Source organism: Pseudomonas faucium, from assembly GCF_021602585.1.
In the GTDB taxonomy this organism is placed as follows: domain Bacteria; phylum Pseudomonadota; class Gammaproteobacteria; order Pseudomonadales; family Pseudomonadaceae; genus Aquipseudomonas; species Aquipseudomonas faucium.
Genome location: NZ_BQIP01000018.1, coordinates 22,985 through 49,743, shown reverse-complemented (window position 1 = coordinate 49,743; position 26,759 = coordinate 22,985). Strand labels below are relative to the sequence as shown.

The following is a 26,759-nucleotide window of genomic DNA, read 5'->3' as shown; positions in this document are numbered from 1 at the left end:
TACAGAAGGAATCGCACCGTTGAGTTGGGACATCACCAGGAAACCCCTCGCGGCCACGCTGCTGGTCCTGATCGCCATGCTGCTGTTCTACGTACTGTTCAAGAACAACGCGCGGCTGGATGCATCCCTGACCTACGCCTACCTCACCTACCCGAGCCAGTTCAGCGAGCGCATCAGCCGCGCCAACGAGCAGCTCAAGTACGAACAGTTGCAGCCGCGCATCGGCCGCATCGCCGAAGGCGCGTTGAACCCGGACCAGGTCGACCGCCTGGTGGAACTGGCCCAGGCGCCTTACGCGCAGTTGTTTGCCAAGCCGTTCGAAGCGGGCCTGGTGGACCACCGCACGGGCCTGCTGATCGACCTGCACAACAGCGGCGACACCGTGGTGCGCGAGGTCAAGATCCGCCTGCCGGCCAAGGGCCTGGTACAGGTACGCGATGCGGCAGGCAACGACACCCTCTACGAAACCTCGACGCCTCAGGTCCAGATCGCCAGCATCGAAGCAGGTGGGGTGTACAAGGTGTGGGTCTATTTCGATGCCGACTATGCGCAGATCCGCCAGGGCGGCATCAGCATCAGCCACGCCGACGGCGCGGCGGATGTGCAGGTGTACCGCGAGTTCGCCGGCTTCCCGGCGCTGGTGGCGCGCTACAGCAGCGAACTGGTGATGCTGCTGGGCGTGCTGGTGCTGGGCGTGCTCGGGCTCGGGGCCTGCCTGGTGCGGCGGCGGGTGCCAGGCTTGCCTTCCTGAGTGAGCCCTGAGGGGCGTCAGTGAGCGCTGTCGTGCAGCGCCAGGCTTTCGCGCAGTTGCGCGACCATGGCGGTGCGCAGATCTTCCGGTGCCTGCACACGAATCGAACCTGCCTGGGACAGCAGCCAACCCATCAGCGCACGGCTGTCGTCGACCGTGGCCGCCAGCCTGGCGCCGCCGGTGCGCTGTGGTGCCAGCTGCATGTCTTCGGACAGCGGCTGGTCTTCCAGGCGCCGGGCAAGGCCGTCGTCCACCCAGGCGCGCAGTTCGATCTGCGCGGTGGGCGAAAGCTGGTCGGGTTGCAGCTGTTGCACTTCCTCCAGGCTCAACCCCGGTTGCCAGTACCAGCCATAAGGCATGCCCTTGCTGTTGCAGTGCACCGGAAACAGCGTGGCCAGCTCATTGAGGTCGCGTTCCACCGTGCGCTTGCTGGTCTTGTGCCCGGCCTTGGCCAGGGCGGCCTGCAACTGCAGGGCACTCATGCCGGGGTGGCGGTCGGGCAGCAACTTGAGCAGCTGCCACTGGCGGGCGATGGTATGGCGGGTAGGGTGGCTGGGCACGGGTCTCGTCCTTGAGCGCCGGGCGCAAGGTGCGCCCGCAGTGATGGCATATAGCTATTGTGCGTAGCATACCCGTTCACAGGATCGGATCCAAGTTCCAGCCCGGCCCACCTGTCAGTCCAGGCTGGCTTGCAACGCCTCGATGAACACCTCTTCGGCGCGGCTCAAACGCTGCTCCCGGTTCCACAGCAGGTGGATGTCCACATCGGCGATCCCCTCTTGCGGCGCCAGCTTCCACAGCAGCCCCGCAGCCACGTCCGGCGCCACCACGTGCTCCGGCAGGCAGCCGATGCCGAAGCCTGCGATCACCAGCCGGCGCACTTCCTCAAGGCTTGGCGAAGAGGCCACGATGCGCCCGGAGAAGCCCTGCTGGTCGCGGAAGATGGTCAGCGGCGAGAGCATGCCGCCGATCTGGTCGCTGGTGAAACTGACGAAGTTCTCCCGCTGCAGGTCGCCTTCGGCCTGGCCGAACAGGGCATGGTGCTTGCCGCAGAAGAAGGCGTAGCGCTGGCGCAGGAACAGCCGCTGCTCCAGCCGCGGTTGTGGCCGGCGGTTGAGGCTCAGGCCTGCGGTGGCGGTCTTTTCCTGCAATGCGGCGACGATGTCGGAGCTGCGCATCACGTCGATTTCCAGGTCCACCCGTGGGTGCAAACGGTGGAAATCGGCGAGAAAATCGTCGAAACGCTCGCTGACGATGCGGCTGATCATCAGCAACCGCACCTTGCCCACCAGCTCATCGGCCGGTTGCTCCAACAGGCCGCCGATCTGCGACATCTGCCCGTACACCTCGCCAGCCAGCTGGAACAGCTGCTCGCCCATGTCGGTGAGCACGAAGCGTGGCCCGCGGCGGGCAATCAGCTGGCGCCCCAGCTGGTCTTCCAGGCGCTTGAGGGCCTGGCTCACGGCCGGCTGGGTCAGGTGCAGGCGCGCGGCGGCGCGGCTGATCGACAGCTCCTGGCCGATCACGCGGAAGGTGCGCAGCAGGTTCCAGTCGAGGCGGTCGTTGAGCAGGCGGTCAGACATAGGGGGGGCTCGATGATAAGCGTGGTTAATAGTTCGAATAATAAATAGAAAATTGACTAATCATAGCCCCAGGCCGATAAATCGCAGTCAGCGCGCCGCCAGAGCGCCACCGTGACCCTTCCAACTCCTGCCAGAAAAACAAGCAAAGGAGCCCCCCATGAAGCCAACCGCTTCGCCCCAGCCGCGCCGCGCCGCTGCCGCCGCGTTCATCGGTACCATGATCGAGTGGTACGACTTCTACATCTATGCCACCGCCGCCGCCCTGGTGTTCGGCGCCTTGTTCTTCCCCTCCGACAACAGCCTGTTCAGCACCATGGCCGCCTTCGGCACCTTTGCCGTGGGCTTTTTCGCCCGGCCACTGGGCGGCATCGTGTTCGGCCATGTGGGCGACCGCATCGGGCGCAAGAAGTCGCTGGTCATCACCTTGCTGATGATGGGCATCGTCACCGTGTGCATCGGCCTGCTGCCGACCTACGCGCAGATCGGCACCGCAGCACCGGTGCTGCTGATCATCCTGCGCGTGGTCCAGGGTATCGCCGTGGGCGGTGAGTGGGGCGGGGCGGTGCTGATGGCCGGGGAGCATGCGCCCAAGGGCCGGCGCAACTTCTTTGCCTCGTTCGCCCAGCTGGGCAGCCCGGCGGGGCTGATCCTGTCGCTGCTGGCCTTTGGCGCCGTCACCCGCCTGCCGGAGGATCAGCTGATGAGCTGGGGCTGGCGCGTGCCGTTCCTGGCCAGCGCGCTGCTGTTGCTGGTGGGCCTGGCGATTCGCCTGGGGGTCAACGAATCGCCCGAATTCCTGGCCAGCCGCGAGCAGGCGCAAAAGGCCCTGCGCAAGGAGCAGGCACCGGTGCTGGAAGTGCTGCGCACCGCCTGGCGCCCGCTGCTGCTGTGCATCGGCGCCAATACCCTGGGCATTGCCGGGGTCTATTTCACCAACACCTTCATGATCAGCTACACCACCCAGCAGCTGCACCTTGAACGCTCGCTGATTCTCGAGTGCCTGTTCTTCGTCGCGATCATCCAGTTCTGCGTGCAGCCGCTGGCCGCCTGGCTGTCGGAAAAACTCGGCGCCACACGCTTTCTGGCCCTGGTCGCGCTGCTGGCCATGGCCTCGCCGTACCCGATGTTCGTGCTGGTCAGCTCCGGCCAAGGGCCGTTGATCGTGCTCGGCATCGCCCTGGCCGCCGCCTGCATGGCCTCGTTCTACGCGGTGATCGCCGGCTACGTCAGCGGCATGTTCGAAACCCGCGTGCGCTACACCGCCATTTCCATGGCCTACCAGGTGTGCGGCGCCATCGCCGGCGGCCTGACCCCACTGATCGGCACCTGGCTGGCCCACACCTTCACCGGGCAGTGGTGGCCGATGGCCGTGTTCTACACCCTGATCGCCAGCGTTTCCCTGGCCTGCGTGCTGGCCCTGTCGCGCCAGTACGCCCGCAGCCAGCAACTGGAACTGGCCTGAATCATTCGTTTTAGTTAGGAGTACCCCTATGTTGAAAAGCAATGGCGAGCGCCTGTGGGCGAGCCTGATGGCCATGGCCGAAGTCGGCGCCACCGCCCGCGGCGGCAGCTGCCGCCTGGCCCTGAGCGACGAGGACAAGGCCGGCCGCGAGCTGTTCAGCCACTGGTGCCGCGAGGCCGGGCTGAGCCTGTCGGTGGACGCCATCGGCAACCTGTTCGCCCGCCGCCCCGGCAGCGACCCGGATGCCGCCCCGGTGATGATCGGCAGCCACCTCGACACCCAGCCCGAAGGCGGCCGTTTCGATGGCGTCTACGGCGTGCTGGGTGGGCTGGAGGTGGTACGGCGCCTGAACGACCTGGGCATCCAGACCCGCAAGCCGCTGGAAATCGCCGTGTGGACCAACGAGGAGGGCGCCCGTTTCACCCCGGCCATGTTCGGCTCGGCGGTGTTCACCGGCACCCTGGCCCTGGAGCAGGCCCTGGCCATCCGCGATGCCGACGGCATCAGCGTGGCCGCTGAACTGCAGCGCACCGGGTACGCCGGCCAGCGCCCGCTGGGCGGCAAGGTCGATGCCTACTTCGAGGCGCATATCGAGCAAGGCCCAATTCTCGAGGACAACGCCAAGGCCATTGGCGTGGTCAGCGGCGGCCAGGCCATCCGCTGGCTGGACGTCACCGTCGAAGGCATGGCCGCGCATGCCGGCACCACGCCGATGCCGCTGCGCAAGGACGCCCTGTATGGCGCCGCGCGGATGATCCAGGCCGTCGAGCAGCTGGCCGCCGATTTCGCCCCGCAGGGCCTGACCACCGTGGGCGAGCTGTCGATTGCCAAGTCCTCGCGCAACACCATCCCGGGTGCGCTGCGCTTCACCGTCGATTTGCGCCACCACCGTGACGAGGCCATCGAGGCCATGGAACGCGACCTGGGCCAGCAGTTGCAGGCCATCGCCGCCCAGCGCGGCCTCAAGGTGCGCATCGAGCGCCACTGGGTCAGCCCGGCGACGCCCTTCGATGCCGACTGCGTGGCCGCCGTGCAGCAGGCGGTGGACGGCCTTGGCTATGCCCAGCAGGCCATCGTCAGCGGCGCCGGCCACGATGCCATCCTGCTGGCGCGCTACTGCCCGACGGCGATGGTGTTCATCCCCTGCGTCGGCGGCCTGAGCCACAACGAGGCCGAAGACGTGCTGCCCGAGGATGCCCGCCAGGGTGTCGACGTACTGCTCAACGCCGTGCTGGCCCGCGCCGGCCGTGTCGAACAAGGAGAAGCCTGATGCGTTGCTACTTCCACCCCGAACAACTGCTGCACCATCCGCGCAGCTACTACTCGCGCGGCGCCATGCGCACCCCGCAGGAAGTCCCCGAGCGCGCCCAGCGCCTGCTGCAGGCGGCCAAGGGCCTGGGCTTCGACATCCGCCAGCCCGACGATGCCGGGCTTGGCCCGCTCAAGGCCGTGCATGGCCAGGCGTACCTGGCCTTCCTCGAAGAGGCCCATGCACGCTGGAAGGAAGTGCCCGAGGACTGGGGCGATGAGGTGATGTCGAACATCTTCGTGCGCGAGCCCAATGCCCTGCGCGGCATCCTTGCCCAGGCCGGGCGCTACCTGGCCGACGGCAGCTGCCCGGTGGGCGAGCACACCTGGCGTTCGGCCTACTGGTCGGCGCAGAGCGCGGTGGCCGCGGCCAAGGCCATCCTCGATGGCGAGCCGGCCGCTTACGCGCTGTGCCGGCCACCGGGGCACCATGCACGGTTCGATGCGGCTGGGGGGTTCTGCTATGTGAACAATGCCGCGGTCGCCGCCCAAGCCTTGCGCAGCCGCTACAGCCGCGTGGCGATACTCGATACCGACATGCACCATGGGCAGGGGATCCAGGAGATCTTCTACGAACGCAATGATGTGCTGTATGTGTCGACCCATGGTGATCCGACCAACTTCTATCCAGGCGTGGCGGGGTTCGAGGACGAGCGCGGCAGTGGCGCGGGGGAGGGGTACAACCTCAACCTGCCGATGGCCCATGGCGCCAGTGAGGCGGATTTCATGGGGCAGCTGGAGATTGCCCTGGATGCGGTGAAGGACTTTGGGGCCGAGGTGCTGGTGCTGTCGCTGGGGTTCGATATCTACGAGCTGGACCCGCAGAGCAAGGTGGCGGTGACGACCGAAGGGTTCGCGCTATTGGGTGAACGGATTCGGGCGTTGCGCATGCCGTGCGTGATCGTGCAGGAGGGGGGTTATCACCTGGAGAGCCTGGAGGCCAATGCGCAGGCGTTTTTTGCGCAGAAGGGGGATTGGCGGTAGGTCAGGGGCTCGCCACAGCATTTTCACCGCCCAATAGATCGCGCGCCGCCCGCGCGGCGCATCGCGGATAAATCCGCTCCTACATTTGTTGCAACGTGCCACGGTCTGTCAGGCCATGGTTGTCCGCTTTTTGCGCCCGTCGAGAAATCGCGTCGTGCCACCCAGGCTGGCAACCATGGCCTATCAGACATAGGCACGTTGCAACAAATGTAGGAGCGGATTTATCCGCGATGCGCCGCGCGGGCGGCGCTCGATCTCACAAACACCCAAAATCCCGCGACAAGCGCCTAGATCCCCCCCCGGCGCACATGCTTCACCAGCACCTTCTCCAACAATTCCCACATCGCCGGGTCCGTACTGAACGCCACATTGAAGCGCATCCACCCGGTCGGTTCGGCATCGACCATGAACAACTGCCCAGGCCCGAGCATGATGCCTTTCTCCAGTGCATCATCCAGCAGCGCCGCACTGTCCGGAATCGCCGGGTGCCGGGTCCAGATGTACATCCCCTCGTCCGACTCGGTGAACAGCTCGAAGCCCAGCCGGTGCAGGTGCCGGCCCACGTCCTGGTGCGCCTCGGCCAGGCGCTGGCGCAGGCGCTTGAGGTGCTTGCGCCAGCGGCCGTCGATGATCGCCGCGTACACCACGCGCTCCATCACCTGCGAGGTGGTCAGGCCCGAGCGCATCTTCATGTGCAGCAGCTTCTGCGCAAGCTCCGGGTTGGCCAGCAGGTAACCGACCCGCACGTTGGGCGAGATGCTCTTCGAATAGCTGCCCACGTACACCACCTGCTGCAGGTGGTCCAGGCTGGCCAGGCACGGCTGTGGCTCGGCGATCATGTCGGCGTACAGGTTGTTCTCCACCAGGCGAAAGCCATGCTGGCTGGCCAGTTGCAGCAGCCGGTGCAACTGCGGCAGCGGGGTGCGCGAACAGGTCGGGCTGTGCAGGTGCGGCTGGGTGAAGAACGCGGTCGGGCGGTGGTGCGCCAGCAACTGCTCGAGGTGGTTGAGGTCGTAGCCGTTGGGGGTGCGCGGCACGCCGACCAGGGTGGCACCCTGGGTGCGCAGCACGCTCATCAGGTTGGGGTAGCCCGGGTCGTCCACCAGCACCACGTCACCGGGGCGCACCAGGGTGCGCACGGCCAGGTCCAGCGCCTGGCTGGCGCCGTGGGTGAGCATCAACTGCGCAGGATTGGCGACGATCGACAACTCTTGCTGCAAGTTCTGCGCAGTCAGCGCGCGCAGCTCCGGCAGGCCCATCGGGTCGCCGTAGCCGGACAGCTCCAGCGGGCTGCCGGCCACTTGGCGCAGGCCGCGGCGCAGGCCGTCTTCGTACATCCAGTCGTTAGGCAGCCAGCCGCAGCCCGGCTTGTACGGCAGCTGGCGGGTTTCGAAGATCTGCTGCAGGTACCACTCGGAGTTGAACAATGGTCGAGTGGTGTCGGCTTCGCTGTTGTGGTTGTCCAGCAGCTCGGCCGCCGCGCGGTTGACGAAGAACCCGGCATTGCCCCTGCTCACCAGCAGGCCCTGGGCCACCAGGCGGTCGTAGGCCTCGACCACGGTGAAGGTGCTCACCGAGTACGTGGCGGCGAAGGCCCGAATAGACGGCACCTTGGCGCCTGGCTTGAGGGTCTGGTTGTCGATCAGCTCGCGCAGCCCATCGATGATCTGATTGACCAGCGGGGTCGAGGAGTCTGGGTGTAATTCAAGCATTCCGGGGGCCTTGAAGGGTGCGTAACGCCAAGCGCCTACAGGGTGTATTGCATTGGCGGCCTGTACAGTGCAGTGCGACTTTCCTGCCACTGTGCATGGCTCTATGTGTCATACATTTTTACATTAGGTGTCAGATATCGCCACATAAAGCATGTTCAGTTCGCCCGAGGGGCAAACCCTGGGGCGCGTCAGCAGGCCGCCATGGATGGCCTGCGTGTGTTGCCACACACCTCCTGCCCGCATTAGCACTGATGTACGTGAGGCCGATGACCATCGCGGTCTTGCAGTTTTCCTTGGATAAAAAGAAGCACGGGGTACACAACTGATGGACGCAACATCCACAACCACCACCGCGAAAAGCGGGCACGAGAGCAAACTCAGTGCCTCGCTCAAGTCGCGCCACCTGACGATGATGTCGATCGCCGGGGTTATCGGCGGCGCCTTGTTCGTCGGTTCCGGCAGCGTGATCCACAGCGCCGGCCCGGCTGCTGTCCTGGCCTACCTGGCGGGCGGCATCCTGGTGGTATTGATCATGCGCATGCTCGGTGAAATGGCGACGTCCTCGCCTGACACCGGCTCGTTCTCCACCTACGCCGACCGCGCGATCGGCCGTTGGGCCGGTTTCACCATCGGCTGGCTGTACTGGTGGTACTGGGTCATCCTGATGGCCTGGGAAGCTTATGTGGCGGGCAAGATCCTGCACGGTTTCTTCCCCGATGTGAGCGTCAACGTGTTCGTGCTGGCCACGACCCTGTTGCTGATCACCGTCAACTTCTTCAACGTCAAGCACTACGGTGAGTTCGAATTCTGGTTCGCGCTGATCAAGGTGATCGCGATCGTCTGCTTCCTGATCGTGTGTACCGCCGCGGTCACCAACGTCTGGCAGTTCGGTGAAGTGCGTGGCATCAGCCACCTGACCTCCGAAGGCTTCATGCCCAATGGCATCAGCACGGTGATCGGTGCGCTACTTGGGGTGATGTTCGCCTTCCTCGGTGCCGAAATCGTCACCATCGCCGCCTCCGAAGCCAAGGACCCGGCCACCCAGATCGTCAAGGCCACCAACTCGGTGGTATGGCGTGTGTGCCTGTTCTACGTCGGCTCGATCTTCCTGATCGTCTGCCTGGTGCCGTGGAACGACCCGCAACTGGGCGTCTCCGGCTATGGCGCCTACCGCCGTACCCTGGAGTTGCTGGGCGTGCCTTACGCCGAGCTGCTGATGAACTTCGTGGTGCTGACCTCGGTGAGCAGCTGCCTGATCTCGGGCCACTACACCGCCTCGCGCATGCTGTTCTCCCTGGCCCAGCGTGGCGACGCGCCGTCGTTCTTCAAGATCACCCGCGCCGGCACCGGCGTACCGGTGTTCGCCATCATCGGTTCGTGCGCCGTGGCCGTGGTCTGTGCGCTGATCAACTTCAGCGAGACCCTGCGCCCGAAAGACGTGCTGGAAACCCTGATGAACACCACCGGCATGATCGCCCTGCTGGTGTACCTGGTGATCGCCTTCTCGCAGCTGCGCATGCGCCGCAAGCTGATCGCCGAAGGCAAGGAAGTGCGCCTGAAGATGTGGTTGTTCCCATGGCTGACCTACCTGGTGATCGGCTTCATCGTCGCCGCCCTGGTGACCATGGCCTTCATGCCTGACTACCAGATCCTGGTGATCTCCACCGGCATCGCCGCGGCCATTGTGGTGGCCATGGGTGTGGTGCACCAGATCCGCAGCGCCAAGCAGCACTAAGCGCTAGTGGTGGTTCGAAACGGCCGGCTCCCTCGTGGACCCGGCCGTTTCGCGTTGTTGGGCCTGGGGTTGTTCGTCGGGCATGTGAAAGCGCTGGTTCATCCAGGGTGAACCGAGCAGGGCGGCGGCGGCGATCAGGGCCAGGATGGCGAGGGCCAGGAAGGTTTTCATGGGCATGCGCATAATGGGACTGACCCACAGCATAGACTGGCAGTTCCGGCCCTATCGCCGGCAAGCCGGCTCCCACAAGTACCCCACAGGATTTGAGTGTTGTGGGGTACCTGTGGGAGCCGGCTTGCCGGCGATAGGGCCCTCAAGGCCGACAGATGGCTTATGCTGAGCACACTGCCCGCCAAAAGGAGCTGCACATGGCCTGGTCCGCCACCCAGTATTCCCTGTTCGAAGACGAACGCACCCGCGCCGTGCGCGACCTGCTCGCCGCCGTGCCGCCGCGCCCGGTGCGCCATGCCACCGACCTGGGCTGCGGCCCGGGCAACTCCACCGAAGTGCTGCTGCAACGCTGCCCGGATGCCCAGGTGACCGCGCTGGACAGCGACAAGGACATGATCGACAAGGCCCGCGAGCGCAAGCGCCTGCACATCCCGCGGGTGCGCTGCGAGATCGCCGACATCAGCCAGTGGAGCGCCCCCGAGCCGCAGGACCTGATCCTGGCCAACGCCTCGCTGCAGTGGGTGCCCGACCACGGCGCGCTGTACCCGCACCTGGTGCGCCAGCTGAGCGAAGGCGGCAGCCTGGCGGTGCAGACCCCGGACAACCTCGACGAGCCGGCGCACCGGCAGCTGCGCGAGATCGCCGGGCGCGGGCGCTGGGCCGAGAAGTTCGCCGGCTTCAGCCTGCCGCCGCGGCACAACGCGGCGTTCTACTACGACCTGCTCAGCCCGCTGTGCAGCCGCGTGGATGTGTGGCGCACCACCTATCACCACCCATTGCCAGGCGGCGCCGAGGCGGTGGTGGAGTGGTTCAAGGGCTCGGCGCTGCGGCCTTACCTGGCCAAGCTGGACGAAGACGAACAGGCGGACTTCCTGCAGATGTACCTGCAGGCGATGCAGCGCGACTACACGCTGGCCACCGATGGCAAGGTGCTGCTGCCGTTCCCGCGGTTGTTCGTGATCGCTACCCGCTAACGGCGCCGCCAGCGCCGGATCACGTAGCCGTAGATGGCGAGGTTGACCAGCAGCACGATGACGCCCAGCAGCCACTGCAGCTGCGGCGTCAGCCCGGCGGGGTAGATCAGCGGCCAGATGTAGTGCTCGACGAAGCCCCCGGGGTAGCCGGCATCGCCGGCAGCCAGGCGCATGCGGTTTTCCCAGTCGGTCAGCGGGCACTCCAGGTGCAGCCCCTCGACCGCCAGGCCCCAGGCCAGCGCGGGCAGGTGCAGGAGCAGGGCAGGGCGCCACCTGAGCACCAGCAGGCCGCCGAACAGCACCAGCAGGATGAAGGCCAGGTGCAGCACCAGCAGGGTGTCGGCGGCTAGGCGAAAGGGCATGGTCGCTAACCCCTCACAACCCTTCCTGCACCATCTGCAGGAAGGTCGCCACCACCCGCCGCGTGCGCTGTTCGCTCAGGCACACCAGGGTCTCGGTCAGGTGGCGTTGGCAATCGACGATCGGCAGCGCACATACACGCGCATCGGCGCCGAACTCCGCTGCCGACACCACCCCCACGCCAATCCCCACCACCACCGCCTCGCGCGCCGCCTCCCGGCCTTCGACCTGGATCGCCGGGCGGATCCGCAAGCCGGCGCGCTGCATCTCTTCCTCGAGCGTCTGGCGCGTCACCGAGCCCGGCTCGCGCAGCACCAGCGGCGTGTCGTCCAAATCTGCCAGGTTGATCGAGCCACGGCTGGCCCACGGGTGGCTGTGCGAAACGAACGCCACCATCGGGTCGCGGCGCAAGGGCACGCAGAACAGCCGCTCGTCATCGACATCGCGCCCCAGCAGGGCCAGGTCGGCCTGGTAGCTGAACAGCCGGGCCAGCGATTCGTCGGTGTTGCCCGTTTCCACCTTGACCTGGATGCCCGGGTAGCGCTGGCAGAAGCGCGCGATCTGCGGCAGCACGTGCACCGGCGCATCTACCGCCAGCACCAGGCTGCCGGTGTGCAGGGCACGGGAGTCCTGCAGCAGGTCATGGGCCTCGGCCTCGCAGGCGAACAGGCGCTTGCTGATGCCCAGCAGGCGCTCGCCCAGGTCGGTCAGCTGCACCGAACGCTTGTTGCGGTGAAACAGCAAAACACCGAAGCGCTCTTCCAGCTTGCGCACCTGGTCGGACACCGCTGGCTGGGTCAGGAACAGTTTTTCTGCAGCCCGGGTGAAGCTGCCGTGCACGGCCACGGCGTGAAACGCCTTGAGTTGAGCGTGGGACACGGACATGACATCTCCAGTAACAAGCTGACCTTATGTGTGAAATACGATAAATCGATTTTTGTTATCAGTCAGCAACTGTTTCCATAGATTTCAGCCCGCCGCCACCGCCAAAAGCGGTCCCTGGGCCCTGGCGCACACACCTGCGCCACCTGACCAATGACGAGCCCCGTCATGCAGTGCGCAACACAACAACAAGACAGGCATTTCTTCACATTCTGCCGGCACACTTGAGCAAGAGGTCAGACTCACCATGAATCAATCCCTAGCCGCGTTGAAGCGCTGGCGCATCCAGATTTTCGCCATCACCTGGCTGGCCTACGCCGCCTTCTATTTCACCCGCAAGGCCTTCTCGGTCGCCAAGCTCGGCATCGGCGAAGACCCCACCTTCATGCTCGACAAGGCCGCCATGGCCAACCTCGACGGCATCTACCTGGCCGCCTACGCCGTGGGCCAGTTCACCTGGGGCATGCTCGCCGACCGCTTCGGCCCGCGCGTGGTGGTGCTGGGCGGGCTGCTGATCTCGGCGGCGGCAGCGGTGGTGATGGGCAGCTATGCGACCTTCCCGATCTTCGCCACCTGCATGCTGATCCAGGGCCTGGCGCAATCGACCGGCTGGGCCGGCCTGTGCAAGAACATCGGCAGCTTCTTCCCGGCCTCCCAGCGCGGCCGGGTATTGGGCCTGTGGAGTTCGTGCTACGCCTTCGGCGGCCTGGTCGCCTCGCCGTTCGCCGGCTGGTGGGCCTATACCCTGGTCGGCACCTGGCACGCGGCGTTCTTCTCCAGTGCCGCGGTGGTGGCGGCGGTGGCCGTGCTGTTCTTCTTCCTGCAGCGCAACAAGCCCGAGGATGTCGGCTTGCCGGCGGTGGAGCCCGAGCCGCAGAGCATGGCGCCGGCCGGCAACCTGTGCAGCGTGTGGGCGCCGTTGCGCGAGATCCTGCGCAACCGCACGGTGATGACCCTGGGCCTTGCGTACTTCCTGCTCAAGCCTGCGCGCTACGCGATCCTGCTGTGGGGCCCGGTGATCGTCTTCGAGCAGATGCCCTCGGTGGGCAAGGTTGGCGCGGCGATCATCCCCACCGCCTTCGAACTGGCCGGGCTGCTGGGCCCGATCATCATTGGCCTGGCCTCGGACAAGCTGTTCGGCGCCCGGCGCATGCCGGCCTGCGTGATCAGCCTGGTGCTGCTGACCGTGACCCTGGCGGCGTTCATGGGCGCCATGCACAGCGGCAGCATCGCCCTGGTGGTGAGCCTGCTGTTCGTCATGGGGCTGACCCTGTACGGGCCGGATTCGATGATCAGCGGCGCGGCGGCGATCGACTTCGGCACCGCCAAGGCCGGTGCCACGGCGGCCGGTTTCGTCAACGGCTGCGGCTCGGTGGGGGCGGTGCTCGGTGGCTTGCTGCCAGGCTACTTCGACAGCGTCACGGTGTTCATCGTGTTCGCCGGCTGCGCGCTGTTCTCCGCCCTGGTGCTGCTGCCCCACTGGAACAGCCGCCCGGCCAGCAACGCCCAGGCCCAGGACGTTGCGCCCAACACCAGCATGGCGGTCAAGCCGCTGCGTACCTAGCGGCCGGGCTGGCCGACAAAGCGTGAGATTACTTGTCGATCCGCTGCGCGAGGGCGTATAAACTGCACCCACTTTTTGGCCGGTCGCTTCCTGAACCGGCCGTTGAAACAAAGAGAGTCGACATGGGCGCACAGTGGAAAGCCAAGCATAGAGAAACAGCTGCCAATGCCAAGGGCAAGATCATGGGCAAGCTGGCCAAGGAAATCCAGATCGCTGCCAGGTCCGGCGCCGATCCCGACATGAACCCGCGCCTGCGCCTGGCCATCGTTCAGGCCAAGAAGGCTTCGATGACCCGCGAGACCCTGGACCGGGCGATCCGCAAGGGTGCCGGCCTGGACGGCGATGCCGTGCAGTACCAGGCGGTGAGCTACGAAGGTTTCGCCCCGCACCAGGTGCCGCTGATCGTCGAGTGCCTGACCGACAACGTCAACCGCACCGTGGCGCAGATCCGCGTGCTGTTCCGCAAGGGCCAGCTGGGCGCCAGCGGTTCGGTGGCCTGGAACTTCAAGCATGTCGGCCTGATCGAGGCCACCCCGAACGACGGCGCCGACCCGGAGATGGCTGCCATCGAAGCGGGTGCGCAGGACTTCGAACCGGGTGAGGAAGAGGGCTCGACCCTGTTCATCACCGACACCACCGATCTTGATGCCGTGCAGAAAGCCCTGCCGGAGCAGGGTTTCACCGTGGTGTCGGCGAAGATCGGCTACATCCCGAAAGAACCGGTGAGCGCGGCCAGCCTGGATGCCGAGCAATTGGCCGAGGTTGAAGCGTTCCTCGAGGCGATCGACGAGAACGATGACGTGCAGAACGTCTATGTCGGCCTGACCGACTAAAAGCCGGGCCGCCATGCGGCCCGATCGCCGGCAAGCCGGCTCCCACAGCTTTTCTCTGTGGGAGCCGGCTTGCCGGCGATGGGGCCTATGAATGCACAAAGGGAGCCTGCATGAACCCCACCTTCGCCTCCCTCAGCCTCGCCCACCTGCGCACCCTCGACTGCCTCCTGCAGCTCAAGAACCTCAGCCACGCCGCTGTCCGCCTGGACGTCAGCCAATCGGCCCTGAGCCGCCAGCTGGCCCACCTGCGCGAAGCCTTCGACGACCCGCTGCTGGTGCGCCAAGGCCGCGGCTACGTGCTCAGCGAATACGCCGAAGCCCTGGTCGAACCCCTGCGCCAGGTGCTCGAAGAACTCCAGGCCCTGCGCCAACCCGCCGCGTTCGACCCGGCCCGCTGCGAACGCCGCTTCTGCCTGGCCGCCTCCGACTATGTGGCCGAGCACATGCTGCCGCTGCTGGTGGCCGCGCTGGAGCAGGAAGCCCCGGGCGTGTCCATCGACTACCGCAGCTGGCAGGCCGGCCAGTACGCCATGCTTGCCAGCGGCGAGATCGACCTGGCCACCACGCTGTTCGACGAATCCCCGCCCAACCTGCACGGCCGCCTGCTGGGCGAAGACCGCGCGGTGTGCCTGATGCGCCGCGATCACCCGCTGACGGCCAACGAGGTGCTGAGCCAGGACGACTACCTGGCGTACAAGCACGTGCGCATCTCCGGTGGTGGCGACAAGGACAGCTTCATCGACCGCCACCTGCGCGCCCAGGGCCTGCAGCGGCGGGTGAGCCTGGAGGTGCCGTTCTTCTCGGCCACCGTGCAGGTCATCGGCAACAGCCAGGCGCTGGCCACCGTGCCCGAGCACATCGCCCGCCAGTTGTGCCGCCTGCATGACCTGGCCTGGCGGCCGCTCGGCTTCGTCGCGCATACCCAGCGCTACTGGGTGGTGTGGCACCAACGCCTGCAGGCGTCGGCCGAGCACCGCTGGTTGCGCAACCGGGTGTTCGAGCTGTGGCGCCAGTCGCAGTTCGGGGTGCAGGGTGGGCATGCGGGTTTGCCATAGCAGGTATGCGCCAAGCGGGGTTATTCGGCTGCGAGCAAGTGCCTAGACTGGGGGCATTGTGTTGCCTGTTCTGGCCTCATCGCCGGCAAGCCGGCTCCCACAAGGACCGCATGTGGGAGCCGGCTTGCCGGCGATGAGGCCAGAACAGGCACTGGAAAGCCACCAGGAGCCCCCCCGTGACCCCCGAACAATTTCGCCAGTACGGCCACCAACTGATCGACCTGATCGCCGACTACCGCCAAACCGTCGCCGAGCGCCCGGTGATGGCCCAGGTCGAGCCCGGCTACCTCAAGGCCGCCTTGCCGGCCGCCGCGCCGCAGCAGGGCGAGCCGTTCGAGGCGATCCTCGACGACGTCAACCAGCTGCTCATGCCTGGCCTGTCGCACTGGCAGCACCCGGACTTCTACGGCTACTTCCCCTCCAACGGCACGCTGTCGTCGGTGCTGGGCGACTTCCTCAGCACCGGCCTGGGCGTGCTCGGCCTGTCGTGGCAATCGAGCCCGGCCCTGAGCGAGCTGGAGGAAACCACCCTCGACTGGCTGCGCCAGCTGCTCGGCCTGTCGGCCCAGTGGAGCGGGGTGATCCAGGACACCGCCTCGACCAGCACCCTGGTGGCGCTGATCTGCGCCCGCGAACGCGCCACCGACTACGCCCTGGTGCGTGGCGGCCTGCAGGCCGAAGCCAAGCCGCTGATCGTGTACGTCAGCGCCCATGCCCACAGCTCGGTGGACAAGGCCGCGCTGCTGGCCGGGTTCGGCCGCGCCAACATCCGCCTGATCGCCACCGACGAGCAGTTCGCCATGCGCCCCGATGCGCTGCAGGCGGCCATCGAGCAGGACCTGGCCGCCGGCAACCAGCCCTGTGCCGTGGTCGCCACCACCGGCACCACCACCACCACCGCGCTGGACCCGCTGCGCGCCATCGGTGAAATCGCCCAGGCCAAGGGCCTGTGGATGCACGTCGACTCGGCCATGGCCGGCTCGGCGATGATCCTGCCGGAGTGCCGCTGGATGTGGGATGGCATCGAGCTGGCCGACTCGGTGGTGGTCAACGCGCACAAATGGCTGGGCGTGGCGTTCGACTGCTCGATCTACTACGTGCGTGACCCGCAGCACCTGATCCGGGTGATGAGCACCAACCCCAGCTACTTGCAGTCGGCCGTCGATGGCGAGGTGAAGAACCTGCGCGATTGGGGCATCCCGCTGGGGCGCCGGTTCCGTGCGCTGAAGCTGTGGTTCATGTTGCGCAGCGAAGGCGTGGAGGCGCTGCAGCAGCGCCTGCGGCGTGACCTGGACAATGCCCGCTGGCTGGCCGAGCAGGTGCAGGCGGCAGGGGAGTGGGCGTTGCTGGCGCCGGTGCAGTTGCAGACGCTGTGCATCCAGCATCGGCCTGCGGGGCTGGAAGGCGAGGCGCTGGATGCGCACACCAAGGCCTGGGCCGAGCGGCTCAATGCCTCGGGCGAGGCTTACGTGACCCCGGCGACCTTGAATGGGCGGTGGATGGTGCGGGTGTCGGTGGGCGCGCTGCCGACCGAGCGCGAGCATGTGCAGCAGCTGTGGGCGCGGTTGCAGAGGGTGGTTGAGGGCTGAGATTGTTGGGGCTGCCTTGCAGCCCTTTCGCGACACAAGGCCGCTCCTACAGGGGACCGCGCTGCTTTGTAGGAGCGGCCTTGTGTCGCGAAAGGGCCGCAAAGCGGCCCCATACGCCCTACAAGTTGGCCACCGGCTGAAAACTCCCCTTGCGCCCAGCCTCAAAAGCGTCCTTCTCCATCGGCCTTGCCTGCGGATTGCCCAAATCCTCCATCGCCAACCGATGCGTCTCCGGCGCAATGTAGGCCGCCAACGCACACAGGCAAGTCACCAGGAACGCCAAGCCACCCACCACCAGCGGAATGTTCTGCGACCCCGGCGGCGCCACCAGTGCGAACAGCGCCGGCAGCATCGCCGTGAGCATGGTGCCGATGTTCTGCGCAATGGCCATGGCCGAAACCCGGTAGCGGGTATGGAACAGCTCCGGGTAGAAGCTTGGGAACACCGCGTTGTACCCCTGGTAGACCATCCCCCACATGACGATGGAGGCGGCAAAGGCCAGCGGCACGTTGTGGATGCTGATCGCGTACAGGTAGACGAACGCCAGCAGGCCCGAACCCAGGCAGCCGGCAATCATGGTCGGGCGCCGGCCGATCTTGTCGGACAGGTTGCCCACGAACGGAATCACCAGCACCGCGACGATATTGCCTACCACCGGGATCCACAGGTACACACTCTTGTCGAAACCGATGCCGTAGGCCGGCTGCACCGCATAGGCTGCGCCAAAGATGGTGGCCACCACCGGGATCACGTTCATCAGGGCCATGAACATCACCAGCACCATGTGCTTCCAGCTGTGCCGGAAGGCCTCGCTGATCGGCGACTTGGCCACCTTGTCCTGCTTCTCTTCCTTCACGAACGCCGGGGTTTCATGAACCTCCTTGCGGATGATGAAACCTGCGATCAGCACCACGGCGCTCATCAGGAACGGAATCCGCCAGCCCCAGTCATTGAACGCTTCGCTGGGCATGAAATAGGCCAGCGGCAGGAACACCGCAGCCGCCAGCACCTGGCCTGCCTGCACGCCCTGCAGGGTGAAGCTTGCGTAGTAGCCGCGCCGACCGAACGGGGCGTGCTCCATGATCATCGAGCTGGCCCCGGAGATCTCGCCGGCCACGGCAAAGCCCTGGACCAGGCGCAGCACCACCAGCAAGGCCGGGGCGAGGATGCCGATGTCGTGGTAGGTGGGCAGAAGGCCCACGGCCATGGTCGACAGGCCCATCAGGAACATGCACAGCAGCAGCACGTTCTTGCGCCCGCGGGTATCACCCCAGTGGCCGAGCACGCAGGCACCGATCGGGCGCGCCAGGTAGCCGACGCCGTAGGTCGCCAGCGAGGCGATGATGGCCATTTTCGGGTCGCTGTTGGGGAAGAAGATCTGCGGGAAAATCAGCGCCGCAGCCTGGGCATAGATGAAGAAGTCGTAGTACTCCAGGGCCGAGCCTATCCAGCCACTGGCAGTGGCTTTCTTCGCTTGGGAGCTTGAGTGGGCCATGCGTTTCTCCGTTGTTCTTGTTGGTTCCCGCACGGCGAGCGTGGGGTTATTTCGGGAGTATGGGTTGAGCGCGCTGGGTCAATGGTTGCTGAGGGCAAGGGGTGAAGCAATTCGCCAAAACGGGTTTTGGGCGATAATCGAACGCAAAACTAACTGTTCCGTACAAAGTGATTGAAGGGCCGACTCTACCCGCCAATAATCGATCCAGCCAGTGCCGTTTCGAGGGTCTGGCGTGTCGCCCTCCCAATAACAAGGAACTCCCCCATGCAGCGTTCGATAGCCACCGTGTCCTTGAGCGGCACCCTGCCGGAAAAGCTCGAAGCCATCGCCGCCGCCGGTTTCGACGGCGTCGAGATCTTCGAGAACGACCTGCTGTACTACGCCGGCAGCCCGCGCGAAGTGCGCCAGCGGTGCGCCGACCTGGGCATCGCCATCACCTTGTTCCAGCCGTTTCGTGATTTCGAAGGCTGCCGCCGCGACCGCCTGCAGAAAAACCTCGACCGCGCCGAGCGCAAGTTCGACCTGATGCAGGAGCTGGGCACGGACCTGGTGCTGGTGTGCAGCAACGTGCAGGCCGACGCGCTGGGCGAGGAGCAACTGCTGGTGGACGACCTGCGCCTGTTGGCCGAGCATGCCGGCCGGCGCGGCTTGCGCATCGGCTACGAAGCCCTGGCCTGGGGGCGCCACGTGAACACCTACCAGCAGGTGTGGAACCTGGTGCGTCAGGCCGACCACGCGGCCCTGGGGGTGATCCTCGACAGTTTCCATACCCTTTCGCTCAAGGGCGACCCGGCCGCGATCGGCGAGATCCCGGGCGACAAGATCTTCTTCGTGCAAATGGCCGATGCGCCGCTTTTGAACATGGACGTGCTGGAGTGGAGCCGCCATTTCCGCTGCTTCCCGGGGCAGGGCGAAATGGACCTGGCAGGCTTCCTCGCGCCGATCCTCGCCAGCGGCTATCGCGGCCCGCTGTCGCTGGAGATCTTCAACGACGGTTTCCGCGCGGCGCCGCCACGGCAGAACGCCGCCGACGGCCTGCGCTCACTGCTGTACCTCGAAGAACAGACCCGCCTGCGCCTGCAGCAACAAGGCCACGCCATCGAGCCGGGCGTGCTGTTCACCCCGCCGGCTGCGAGTGCCTACGACGGCGTGGAGTTTCTCGAATTTGCCGTCGACGAGGCCGTCGGGGCGCGCCTGGGCAGCTGGCTCAAGCGCCTGGGCTTTGCCGAGGCCGGCAAGCACCGCAGCAAGGCTGTGCGCCTGCTGCGCCAGAACGACATCAACATCGTGCTCAACGCCGAGCCGTACTCCTTCGGCCACAACTTCTTCGAGGCCCATGGCCCGTCGCTGTGCGCTACCGCCTTGCGGGTCAAGGACGAACAGGCCGCGCTGCAGCGCGCCACCGATTTTCGCGGCCAGCCGTTCCGCGGCCTGGTCGGCCCCAACGAATGCGAAGTGCCCGCCGTGCGCGCCCCCGATGGCAGCCTGATCTACCTGGTGGAGCAGGGCGCACAAGGCCCGTCGCTGTACGACACCGACTTCCGCCTGGACCCGGCCGCCACGGCCAGCGGCGGCCTGCAGCGCATCGACCACATGGCGTTGGCGCTGCCTGCCGAGTCGCTGGACAGCTGGGTGCTGTTCTACAAGAGCCTGTTCGACTTCGCCGCCGATGACGAGGTGGTGCTGCCCGACCCCTACGGCCTGGTGAAAAGCCGCGCCCTGCGCAGCCCGTGCGGCAGCCTGCGCCTGCCGCTGAACATCTCGGAAAACCGCAACACCGCCATCGCCCACGCGCTGTCGAGCTATCGCGGCTCGGGCGTGCACCACATTGCCTTCGATTGCGCCGATATCTTCCGCGAGGTGGCGCGGGCCAAAGAGGCGGGGGTGCCGTTGCTGGAGATTCCGCTGAACTACTACGACGACCTGGCCGCGCGCTTCGATTTCGACGACGAGTTCCTCAGCGAGCTGGCCTACTACAACGTGCTGTATGACCGCGATGCACAAGGCGGCGAGCTGTTCCACGTGTACACCGAGCCGTTCGAGGAGCGCTTTTTCTTCGAGATCATCCAGCGCAAGGGCGGCTATGCAGGGTACGGCGCGGCGAACGTGGCGGTGCGCCTGGCGGCGATGGCCAAACGCAGGAGTGGGGCGCTGCGCAAGCCGGTGTTGTAACCGGCTTGGCAGCCGTGGCGTCGGCAAGGCGACGCCACGGCAGGGGTCAGGCAGGCACGCCGAGGATGATGTGCGACGCCTTGATCACCGCAGTGGCGCTGACGCCCTGCGCCAGGCCAAGCTCGGCCACCGCCTCGCGGGTGACGATCGCATACACCTTGCTGCCGCCCGCCAGCTCCACCACCACCTCGGCATTCACCGCGCCATCGGAGACGCTCAGCACCTTGCCGGCCAGGCAGTTGCGGGCAGACAGGCGGATGTCGCTGGATTCGGTCATCAGCATCACCCAAGGCGCCTTGATCAGCGCCACTGCTTCCTTGCCAACGGCAATCCCCAGGTTACGCACACTTTCCATCGTGACCACGGCAACCAGCTGCTCACCGCCTGGCAGGGTCAACACGACTTCGGCATTTACGGCACCATCCTGAACCTGGCTGACCTGGCCCTTGAATACGTTACGTGCGCTGGCTTTCATGGAATCGTCCTTATTTCTTGACTTGTGGGTTAGGTTTTCGCCGCATCATCCCGGCTAGCGCTATGTACTAGCAACCATAGCGTGCTGCATGCAGCCCTCTGCGGGCGAAGGCTTGCCGGCCACTCGACCAACAGCGAGCTTCCCTGCACCGCCGCGCTCACGGATAATCCCCGGCTATTCCAATAAACAGCCCGTGAGTCGGTATGAGCAATCCCGTAGTCAGCCTCGGCCAGCCTGAAGTCGAAGGGGTGCGCAAGGCGCGCAAGAACAACCCCGAGAAAACCCGCGAGGACATCCTCCAGGCCGCCATCAACGAGTTCGTCCAGCAAGGCCTGGCCGGCGCGCGGGTGGACGCCATCGCCGAGCGCACGGCCACCTCCAAGCGCATGATCTACTACTACTTCGGCAGCAAGGAGCAGTTGTACGTCGAGTGCCTGGTCAAGCTCTACGGCGACATCCGCCAGACCGAGCACAGCCTGGACCTGGAGTCGCTGCCGGCCGAGCAGGCGATCCAGCGCCTGACCGAATTCACCTTCGACCACCACGACCACAACGTCGACTTCGTGCGCATGGTCTGCACCGAGAACATCCACTACGGCGAGTACGTGAAGAAGTCGCCGGTGATCCGCGAGATGAGCAGCCTGGTGCTGCAGGCCCTGGACAAGACCCTTCAACGCGGCGTGGCCGACGGGGTGTTTCGCGCGGGCATCGAGGTCATCGACCTGCACATGCTGATGAGCTCGTTCTGCTTTTACCGGGTGTCCAACCGCCACACCTTCGGCCATATCTTCGACATCGACCTGTCCGACGAGCAGATCAAGCAGCGCCACAAGGCGATGATCTGCGACGTGGTGATGCGCTACCTGCGCGCCTGAGCCGCGCTCACTCGCCCAGCCGTTGCTCGCGCGACGGCGGGTAGCCGAAGTAGGCCGCGTAGCACTTGCTGAAGTGCGATACCGAGACGAAGCCGCAGGCCACCGCCACTTCCATCACCGACAGGTCGGAGTACTGCAGCAGGCGGCGGCTCTTGGTGATGCGCAGTTCCATGTAGTAGCGCCGCGGCGAGGTGCCGAGCTGGGCCTGGAACAGGCGGTCGATCTGGCGCCGCGAGCGGCCGCTGTAGGCGGCGAGCTGATCGAGGCTGAGGGTTTCCTCGAGGTTGTTTTCCATCAGCTCGACGATGGTGCGCAAATGCAGGCTCATGGACTTCTTCGCCCCCGGGCCGACCTGGCGATAGCGCGCGCCGGAGAACGACAGGATTTCCTCGACGCCTTCGGCCAGGCCGTCGCCATACAGCCGGCGCACCAGGCCGAGCATCATTTCCATGGCGCCATTGGGGCTGGCGGCGGTCAGGCGGTCGCGGTCGAGGGTGAAGCTGGCCGGGGTGATGCGGGTTTGCGGGCTGCGCTCGGAGAGGCTGGCGCGCTGCTCGGGGTGAATGCTGCAGCCATAGTCGTCGAGCACCCCGGCGCGACCGAGGAACCAGGCGCCATTCCACAACCCGCCCAGGGCCATGCCCAGGCCTGCGCAGTCATCCAGCAGGCGGTCCAGTTCCGGGTACTTGAGCGCGGTGCGCAGGCCGCCGCAGATGATCAGCAGGTCGAGCTCCCTGGGCGGCTCGGCCGCCAGTTCGCTGGCCACCAGCTCCAGGCCCAGGTCGCTCAACACCCGGTCGCCATCCAGCGACAGCGGGGTGAAGCTGAAGCTGTCGGCGCGCAGCAGGTTGGCGGTGACCAGCACGTCCATGGCCACGGTGAAGCTGGCCATGGAGAAGTGTTCCAGCAGCACGAAATCGACCCGGTAGGGCGCCTGTGGGCTGGCGCTGGCGGACTTGAGCCGCAGCATGTTGCTGGTGCTGGTCTTTTTGCTGAACTGGCGTGGGCTGGGCACTCGGGACTCCGCTTCCTGGCTGGCCGGGTGAGTGTGGGGGCTGGCTGGGGGAAAGACAATCGCCGGGGTGGTGGTGGCGTATTGCAGGTCGTATTGAGGCAAGCAAATCCAACTGAACCCTCACCGCTCCCCGCAACCAAACCCCTTACATGCCAACGGGAGAGTGCTCATGGAAATCGGAACGATCTGGATCATCATCGCAGCCCTGATCATCATGCTGGAGATCTTCGCCATCTGGCACATCATCGGCAGCGACCGGCGCGCCGAGCGCAAGATGCTGTGGGTCGTCTTCGTCGTCTATGCACCGTTCCCGGGGTTGCTGTTCTGGGCCTGGCGCGGCCCGCGGGCGGTGAAGGGCAGGGCGGTGCTGCAGGAGAAATGAACCCGCCGAGCATCAGGCGCGGGCTGCGCCTGATGCCGCCGGCTGGCCTCAGGCGAGGATGCTGAAGCGGATCGCAGGCCCCAGGCCATCGACCATCAGGCTGGCGTAGAACTTCACGCGGGTCAGCACCTTCAGCTCTTTGAGCTGTTCGTGGATGCGCTCGCGGATCTGCCGCTCGGCTTCATTGATGCGATCGTGCGTGGTGCTGTGGTACAGGTGCACCTCGCCGAGCAGGGTGGTTTCGATCTGTGGCAGGGTGTCCCAGCCGATGTCACGTAGGTGCAGGCGGGCTTGCGCCGCTGCGCTTTCATCGTCATCGCTGCGCGGCTTGATGGTGTAGGCGAGCTGGAAATGGTGCTTGGTCATGGGCATCTCCTTGATGCGTGCAAATGGCTGGCCTCCGTGCCGGAACCTGCAATCTACCGGCTCCCACGCCAGCCGCCTACATACGTGATGTTGGGCGTTTGCCTGCTAATGGCGAAGTTTCCTACAAGGCCTTTCCCACAGGCACAGCACCCCTCCAGAATCCGTGCAATCCATCCTGTGGGAGCCGGCTTGCCGGCGATAGGGCCGCTACATTCACCCGCAAATCTTCTAGAATTACGCTATTTAGAGCCACCTCCCATGCCGCCCATCGAACTGCTGCCCACCACCGCCGATCAGGCTCACCTGATCCGCAACCTCTACCAGTTCTACGCCTACGAATCCTCCGATTGGGAGCAGGAAGACGTCGAGGTCGACGGGCGCTACTACATCCACGAAGACCACCTGCAACGCTACTGGCAGTCCCCCGGCTGGAGCGCCACCCTGGTGCTGGTGGACGGCTTCATCGCAGGCTTCGTGCTGGTCGAGCGCAGCGAATTGCCGGGCATCGACGCCCTTGAACTGGCCGACCTGTTCATCCTCAAGCGCTACCGCCGCCAGGGCATCGGCCTTGCCGTGGCGCAACAGTTTCTCGGCAACCCCGGTGACTGGCTGCTGCGCTGCTACGCCCACGACCTGGCTGGCGTAGCCTTCTGCAAGGCGGTGGTGGCCGACCTGCCACGCCCGGTGCAGCAGCTGATGCTGGGCGATGAGCCGGCCTTGCTCACCTACCGCATCACATCTGCCCGCCACTAAGTCCTGTACGCCACCTGCAAAATTCTGTGACCCACTTCACAAAATCCACTCAAGCGGCATAATGCCAGCACCTCTTTCCATCACCCGGCCGCTCTGCGCCGGGGTTCCTTTTCGTGCACGTCGCAGGTTCAGGTAAATTTCATGTCGCTAGTCGCAAGCCCCGACATCATGTACCGGCTGTTGATCCAGAGCGTGGTGGACTACGCCATCTACCTGCTCACCCCCGACGGTATTGTCGCCAACTGGAACCCCGGCGCCCAACGGGCCAAGGGCTACCTCGCCGAGGAAATCGTCGGCCAGCACTACTCGCTGTTCTACAGCGAAGCCGAGCGCGCCGCCGGCCTGCCCGAGCAGAACCTGGAACAGGCACGGCGCACCGGGCGCTTCGAGGAAGTCGGCGCGCGCCTGCGCAAGGACGGCACGGCTTTTCACGCCCATGTGGTGATCGATGCGGTGCGCGATGATGCCGGCCAGCTGGTCGGCTTCGCCAAGGTCACCCGCGACATCTCCGAGCGCCGCCAGCAGGAGCTGGAGCTGCTGCAGGCCAAGGAGCTGGCCGAGCAGTACAGCCAGGAGATGACCCAGCTGTCGCAGTTCCTCGACTCGGTGATCGCCAACATCCCCGCCAGCGTCATCGTCCAGGACCTGCAGAGCCAGCGCATCCTCTTGGCCAACCAGCAGGCCGAGCGGCTGTTCGGCGGGCACGGCAGCATGATCGGGCAGCTGCCGGGCGAGTGCATGGCGCCGGCCGCCGCCGACTACCTGGAGCAGCAGCTCAGCCGTGGCGCCCGCAGCGCCAAGGGCTTTGCCGCCGAAACCCGGGTCGATACCCTGCGCGGCCCGCGCACCTTGCGCAGCCGCGCGCTGCTCAGCCAGAACCGCGAAGGCCAGGCCGACTACGTGCTGTTCGTGGCCGAAGACGCCACCGAAGAACTGGCCGCCCACGCGCAGATCCACCACATGGCGCACCACGACGCGCTCACCGGCCTGCCCAACCGCACGCTGTTCAACGAGCGCCTCAAGCAGGCGCTTATCCGCGGCCACGAGCATGACAAGCTGACCGCCGCGCTGTGCCTGGACCTGGACAACTTCAAGAACATCAACGACTCCCTCGGCCACGCCTTCGGCGACAAGCTGCTGCGCGCCCTGGGCAAGCGCCTGCGCCGCGAGCTGCGCGAGCACGACACCCTGGCGCGCCTGGGCGGCGACGAGTTCGCCGTGGTCCTGGCCGGCCTGGACGGCCGCGACGCCGCCTGCATCACCGCCCAGCGCCTGATCGATGCCATCAGCCCGCCATTCCAGATCGAGGGCCACCAGTTCTCGGTGGGCGTGAGCATCGGCATCGCCCTGGCCCCCGACGACAACGAGCAAGCCGAGCAACTGCTGGGCTACGCCGACATGGCCCTGTACGAAGCCAAGCGCAATGGCCGCAACCGCTACGAGTGCTTCCACGTCGAGCTGGACGTCGCCGCGCGCCAGCGCCGCCTGGTGGAAACCGACCTGCGCACGGCGCTGCACCTGGGCCAGTTGCACATGCACTACCAGCCGGTGGTGGACCAGCTGACCAGCAGCGTGACCGGCTACGAGGCGCTGCTGCGCTGGGAGCACCCGACCCGTGGCATGGTCATGCCCATGGACTTCATCCCCATCGCCGAGGAAACCGGGCTGATCCACGAGCTTGGCGACCGCGCCCTGAACCTGGCGTGCCAGGAAGCGGCCAGCTGGGACAGCGAGCAGACCGTGTCGGTCAACCTCTCGCCGGTGCAGTTCAAGAACGCCAACCTGGTGCACACCGTGGCCCTGGCCCTGGCCGACTCGGGCCTGCCGGCGCAGCGCCTGGAGCTTGAGATCACCGAATCGGTGCTGCTGGGCAACAGCGAAGAGAACGTGCGCACCCTGCGCGCCCTGAAAGACCTGGGCGTGTCGATCTCGCTGGACGATTTCGGCACCGGCTATTCGTCGCTGGGCTACCTGCGCTCGTTCCCCTTCGACCGGATCAAGATCGACAAGTCGTTCGTGCACGACATGTGCGACAGCCGCGAGGCGATGTCGATCATCCGCGCCATCACTGAGCTGTCCAACAGCCTGATGATCAAGACCACCGCCGAAGGGGTGGAGTCCGAAGAGCAGATGCAGCGCCTGGCGGCCGAGGGTTGCTCGCATTTTCAGGGCTACCTGTACGGGCGGCCGGCGCCGGCCAGCGAGCGCTTGAAGCAGGTGCTGGTCGCCGGCTGACGGGCGCGCCCCGGGGCATGGGCGGCCC

25 protein-coding genes are annotated in these 26,759 nt (G+C 65.9%); 15 read left to right on the top strand and 10 right to left on the bottom strand.

Annotated features, from left to right (window positions below; all coding sequences use genetic code 11):
• Nucleotides 1–19 precede the first annotated feature (19 nt).
• Nucleotides 20–751 (top strand): hypothetical protein, encoded by a 732-nt coding sequence (locus tag L6D75_RS19655; RefSeq protein ID WP_176511301.1) that lies wholly within the window; start codon nt 20–22, stop codon nt 749–751.
• Nucleotides 752–768: 17 nt separating this feature from the next.
• Here the strand turns inward: L6D75_RS19655 and L6D75_RS19650 are convergent, their stop codons facing one another.
• Both L6D75_RS19650 and L6D75_RS19645 read right to left on the bottom strand, forming a co-directional pair.
• Nucleotides 769–1,311, bottom strand: coding sequence for a WYL domain-containing transcriptional regulator (locus tag L6D75_RS19650; protein WP_176511302.1), 543 nt, complete (start codon nt 1,309–1,311; stop codon nt 769–771).
• Nucleotides 1,312–1,425: 114 nt separating this feature from the next.
• Nucleotides 1,426–2,334, bottom strand: a complete 909-nt coding sequence (locus tag L6D75_RS19645) for a LysR family transcriptional regulator (protein ID WP_176511303.1) — start codon at nt 2,332–2,334, stop codon at nt 1,426–1,428.
• Nucleotides 2,335–2,491: 157 nt separating this feature from the next.
• Between L6D75_RS19645 and L6D75_RS19640 the strand changes: the two genes are divergently transcribed.
• Genes L6D75_RS19640 through L6D75_RS19630 form a run of 3 tightly spaced genes read left to right on the top strand, consistent with a single transcriptional unit; the run spans nt 2,492 to nt 6,088 of the window.
• Nucleotides 2,492–3,796 (top strand): MFS transporter, encoded by a 1,305-nt coding sequence (locus L6D75_RS19640; protein ID WP_176511304.1) that lies wholly within the window; start codon nt 2,492–2,494, stop codon nt 3,794–3,796.
• A 28-nt stretch (nt 3,797–3,824) separates the two neighbouring features.
• Nucleotides 3,825–5,066: a Zn-dependent hydrolase gene (locus L6D75_RS19635; RefSeq protein ID WP_176511305.1), complete on the top strand. Its 1,242-nt coding sequence runs from the start codon at nt 3,825–3,827 to the stop codon at nt 5,064–5,066.
• Nucleotides 5,066–6,088 carry a histone deacetylase family protein gene (locus L6D75_RS19630; protein WP_176511306.1) on the top strand — a complete coding sequence of 341 codons (1,023 nt, stop codon included), beginning with the start codon at nt 5,066–5,068 and terminating at the stop codon, nt 6,086–6,088. Before L6D75_RS19635 ends, L6D75_RS19630 begins: the two co-directional genes overlap by 1 nt.
• A 287-nt stretch (nt 6,089–6,375) precedes the next feature.
• Here L6D75_RS19630 and L6D75_RS19625 read toward each other — a convergent pair whose 3' ends face one another.
• On the bottom strand, nt 6,376–7,800 hold the full coding sequence (locus tag L6D75_RS19625; RefSeq protein WP_176518275.1) for an aminotransferase-like domain-containing protein: 1,425 nt from the start codon (nt 7,798–7,800) through the stop codon (nt 6,376–6,378).
• Between the two features lie 325 nt (nt 7,801–8,125).
• Here L6D75_RS19625 and L6D75_RS19620 point away from each other — a divergent pair, with 325 nt between their 5' ends.
• Entirely contained in the window at nt 8,126–9,535 is a 1,410-nt protein-coding gene (locus L6D75_RS19620) for an amino acid permease (protein ID WP_176518274.1), read from the top strand.
• 3 nt (nt 9,536–9,538) lie between these two features.
• Here the strand turns inward: L6D75_RS19620 and L6D75_RS19615 are convergent, their stop codons facing one another.
• Complete coding sequence (locus L6D75_RS19615) at nt 9,539–9,718, bottom strand: hypothetical protein (RefSeq protein WP_236193772.1); 180 nt, start codon at nt 9,716–9,718, stop codon at nt 9,539–9,541.
• A gap of 185 nt (nt 9,719–9,903) precedes the next feature.
• Here L6D75_RS19615 and tam point away from each other — a divergent pair, with 185 nt between their 5' ends.
• Entirely contained in the window at nt 9,904–10,680 is a 777-nt protein-coding gene (gene tam, locus L6D75_RS19610) for a trans-aconitate 2-methyltransferase (RefSeq protein ID WP_176516701.1), read from the top strand.
• Here tam and L6D75_RS19605 read toward each other — a convergent pair.
• Both L6D75_RS19605 and L6D75_RS19600 read right to left on the bottom strand, forming a co-directional pair.
• Nucleotides 10,677–11,042: a DUF2784 domain-containing protein gene (locus L6D75_RS19605; protein ID WP_176516700.1), complete on the bottom strand. Its 366-nt coding sequence runs from the start codon at nt 11,040–11,042 to the stop codon at nt 10,677–10,679. The two genes, tam and L6D75_RS19605, sit on opposite strands and share 4 nt — an antisense overlap.
• Before the next feature lie 13 nt (nt 11,043–11,055).
• Nucleotides 11,056–11,925 carry a LysR family transcriptional regulator gene (locus L6D75_RS19600; RefSeq protein ID WP_176516699.1) on the bottom strand — a complete coding sequence of 290 codons (870 nt, stop codon included), beginning with the start codon at nt 11,923–11,925 and terminating at the stop codon, nt 11,056–11,058.
• Between the two features lie 244 nt (nt 11,926–12,169).
• Between L6D75_RS19600 and L6D75_RS19595 the strand changes: the two genes are divergently transcribed.
• The 4 genes from L6D75_RS19595 to L6D75_RS19580 all read left to right on the top strand — a co-directional run bounded on the left by L6D75_RS19595 (nt 12,170) and on the right by L6D75_RS19580 (nt 16,963).
• The gene (locus L6D75_RS19595) at nt 12,170–13,486 is read left to right on the top strand and encodes an MFS transporter (RefSeq protein ID WP_176516698.1); all 1,317 of its coding nucleotides are present in this window, start codon (nt 12,170–12,172) and stop codon (nt 13,484–13,486) included.
• A 122-nt stretch (nt 13,487–13,608) separates the two neighbouring features.
• A complete protein-coding gene (locus L6D75_RS19590; RefSeq protein ID WP_176516697.1) occupies nt 13,609–14,319 on the top strand; it encodes a YebC/PmpR family DNA-binding transcriptional regulator in 711 nt (236 codons plus the stop codon).
• Nucleotides 14,320–14,429: 110 nt separating this feature from the next.
• On the top strand, nt 14,430–15,374 hold the full coding sequence (locus tag L6D75_RS19585) for a LysR family transcriptional regulator (protein ID WP_176516696.1): 945 nt from the start codon (nt 14,430–14,432) through the stop codon (nt 15,372–15,374).
• A gap of 176 nt (nt 15,375–15,550) precedes the next feature.
• Nucleotides 15,551–16,963: a DOPA decarboxylase gene (locus L6D75_RS19580; protein WP_176516694.1), complete on the top strand. Its 1,413-nt coding sequence runs from the start codon at nt 15,551–15,553 to the stop codon at nt 16,961–16,963.
• 118 nt (nt 16,964–17,081) lie between these two features.
• Here the strand turns inward: L6D75_RS19580 and L6D75_RS19575 are convergent, their stop codons facing one another.
• Nucleotides 17,082–18,458, bottom strand: a complete 1,377-nt coding sequence (locus L6D75_RS19575) for an MFS transporter (RefSeq protein WP_176516692.1) — start codon at nt 18,456–18,458, stop codon at nt 17,082–17,084.
• Nucleotides 18,459–18,722: 264 nt separating this feature from the next.
• Between L6D75_RS19575 and quiC the strand changes: the two genes are divergently transcribed.
• A complete protein-coding gene (quiC, locus tag L6D75_RS19570) occupies nt 18,723–20,630 on the top strand; it encodes a 3-dehydroshikimate dehydratase QuiC (RefSeq protein ID WP_176516690.1) in 1,908 nt (635 codons plus the stop codon).
• A 46-nt stretch (nt 20,631–20,676) separates the two neighbouring features.
• Here the strand turns inward: quiC and L6D75_RS19565 are convergent, their stop codons facing one another.
• Entirely contained in the window at nt 20,677–21,105 is a 429-nt protein-coding gene (locus L6D75_RS19565; RefSeq protein ID WP_176516689.1) for a TOBE domain-containing protein, read from the bottom strand.
• 203 nt (nt 21,106–21,308) lie between these two features.
• Here L6D75_RS19565 and L6D75_RS19560 point away from each other — a divergent pair, with 203 nt between their 5' ends.
• A complete protein-coding gene (locus tag L6D75_RS19560; RefSeq protein WP_176516687.1) occupies nt 21,309–21,980 on the top strand; it encodes a TetR/AcrR family transcriptional regulator in 672 nt (223 codons plus the stop codon).
• A gap of 7 nt (nt 21,981–21,987) precedes the next feature.
• On the opposite strand, the gene L6D75_RS19555 is transcribed toward L6D75_RS19560, so the two are convergent.
• Nucleotides 21,988–22,995 (bottom strand): GlxA family transcriptional regulator, encoded by a 1,008-nt coding sequence (locus tag L6D75_RS19555; protein WP_176516685.1) that lies wholly within the window; start codon nt 22,993–22,995, stop codon nt 21,988–21,990.
• 169 nt (nt 22,996–23,164) lie between these two features.
• On the opposite strand from L6D75_RS19555, the gene L6D75_RS19550 reads away from it, so the two are divergent.
• Nucleotides 23,165–23,377 (top strand): PLD nuclease N-terminal domain-containing protein, encoded by a 213-nt coding sequence (locus tag L6D75_RS19550; protein WP_176516683.1) that lies wholly within the window; start codon nt 23,165–23,167, stop codon nt 23,375–23,377.
• A gap of 48 nt (nt 23,378–23,425) precedes the next feature.
• Here the strand turns inward: L6D75_RS19550 and L6D75_RS19545 are convergent, their stop codons facing one another.
• A complete protein-coding gene (locus L6D75_RS19545) occupies nt 23,426–23,743 on the bottom strand; it encodes a hypothetical protein (RefSeq protein ID WP_176516681.1) in 318 nt (105 codons plus the stop codon).
• A 258-nt stretch (nt 23,744–24,001) separates the two neighbouring features.
• On the opposite strand from L6D75_RS19545, the gene L6D75_RS19540 reads away from it, so the two are divergent.
• Entirely contained in the window at nt 24,002–24,496 is a 495-nt protein-coding gene (locus L6D75_RS19540) for a GNAT family N-acetyltransferase (RefSeq protein ID WP_176516678.1), read from the top strand.
• Nucleotides 24,497–24,637: 141 nt separating this feature from the next.
• Entirely contained in the window at nt 24,638–26,731 is a 2,094-nt protein-coding gene (locus L6D75_RS19535) for a putative bifunctional diguanylate cyclase/phosphodiesterase (protein WP_176516677.1), read from the top strand.
• The last annotated feature ends 28 nt before the right edge of the window (nt 26,732–26,759 follow it).

Bases quoted from the DNA above. Each gene is read 5' to 3' on its own strand.
- L6D75_RS19645 (WP_176511303.1), bottom strand. From the start codon at position 2,334: ATGTCTGACCGCCTGCTCAACGACCGCCTCGACTGGAACCTGCTGCGC.
- L6D75_RS19640 (WP_176511304.1), top strand. From the start codon at position 2,492: ATGAAGCCAACCGCTTCGCCCCAGCCGCGCCGCGCCGCTGCCGCCGCG.
- L6D75_RS19635 (WP_176511305.1), top strand. From the start codon at position 3,825: ATGTTGAAAAGCAATGGCGAGCGCCTGTGGGCGAGCCTGATGGCCATG.
- L6D75_RS19630 (WP_176511306.1), top strand. From the start codon at position 5,066: ATGCGTTGCTACTTCCACCCCGAACAACTGCTGCACCATCCGCGCAGC.
- L6D75_RS19625 (WP_176518275.1), bottom strand. From the start codon at position 7,800: ATGCTTGAATTACACCCAGACTCCTCGACCCCGCTGGTCAATCAGATC.
- L6D75_RS19620 (WP_176518274.1), top strand. From the start codon at position 8,126: ATGGACGCAACATCCACAACCACCACCGCGAAAAGCGGGCACGAGAGC.
- L6D75_RS19615 (WP_236193772.1), bottom strand. From the start codon at position 9,718: ATGCGCATGCCCATGAAAACCTTCCTGGCCCTCGCCATCCTGGCCCTG.
- tam (WP_176516701.1), top strand. From the start codon at position 9,904: ATGGCCTGGTCCGCCACCCAGTATTCCCTGTTCGAAGACGAACGCACC.
- L6D75_RS19605 (WP_176516700.1), bottom strand. From the start codon at position 11,042: ATGCCCTTTCGCCTAGCCGCCGACACCCTGCTGGTGCTGCACCTGGCC.
- L6D75_RS19600 (WP_176516699.1), bottom strand. From the start codon at position 11,925: ATGTCCGTGTCCCACGCTCAACTCAAGGCGTTTCACGCCGTGGCCGTG.
- L6D75_RS19595 (WP_176516698.1), top strand. From the start codon at position 12,170: ATGAATCAATCCCTAGCCGCGTTGAAGCGCTGGCGCATCCAGATTTTC.
- L6D75_RS19590 (WP_176516697.1), top strand. From the start codon at position 13,609: ATGGGCGCACAGTGGAAAGCCAAGCATAGAGAAACAGCTGCCAATGCC.
- L6D75_RS19585 (WP_176516696.1), top strand. From the start codon at position 14,430: ATGAACCCCACCTTCGCCTCCCTCAGCCTCGCCCACCTGCGCACCCTC.
- L6D75_RS19575 (WP_176516692.1), bottom strand. From the start codon at position 18,458: ATGGCCCACTCAAGCTCCCAAGCGAAGAAAGCCACTGCCAGTGGCTGG.
- quiC (WP_176516690.1), top strand. From the start codon at position 18,723: ATGCAGCGTTCGATAGCCACCGTGTCCTTGAGCGGCACCCTGCCGGAA.
- L6D75_RS19565 (WP_176516689.1), bottom strand. From the start codon at position 21,105: ATGAAAGCCAGCGCACGTAACGTATTCAAGGGCCAGGTCAGCCAGGTT.
- L6D75_RS19560 (WP_176516687.1), top strand. From the start codon at position 21,309: ATGAGCAATCCCGTAGTCAGCCTCGGCCAGCCTGAAGTCGAAGGGGTG.
- L6D75_RS19550 (WP_176516683.1), top strand. From the start codon at position 23,165: ATGGAAATCGGAACGATCTGGATCATCATCGCAGCCCTGATCATCATG.
- L6D75_RS19545 (WP_176516681.1), bottom strand. From the start codon at position 23,743: ATGACCAAGCACCATTTCCAGCTCGCCTACACCATCAAGCCGCGCAGC.
- L6D75_RS19540 (WP_176516678.1), top strand. From the start codon at position 24,002: ATGCCGCCCATCGAACTGCTGCCCACCACCGCCGATCAGGCTCACCTG.
- L6D75_RS19535 (WP_176516677.1), top strand. From the start codon at position 24,638: ATGTCGCTAGTCGCAAGCCCCGACATCATGTACCGGCTGTTGATCCAG.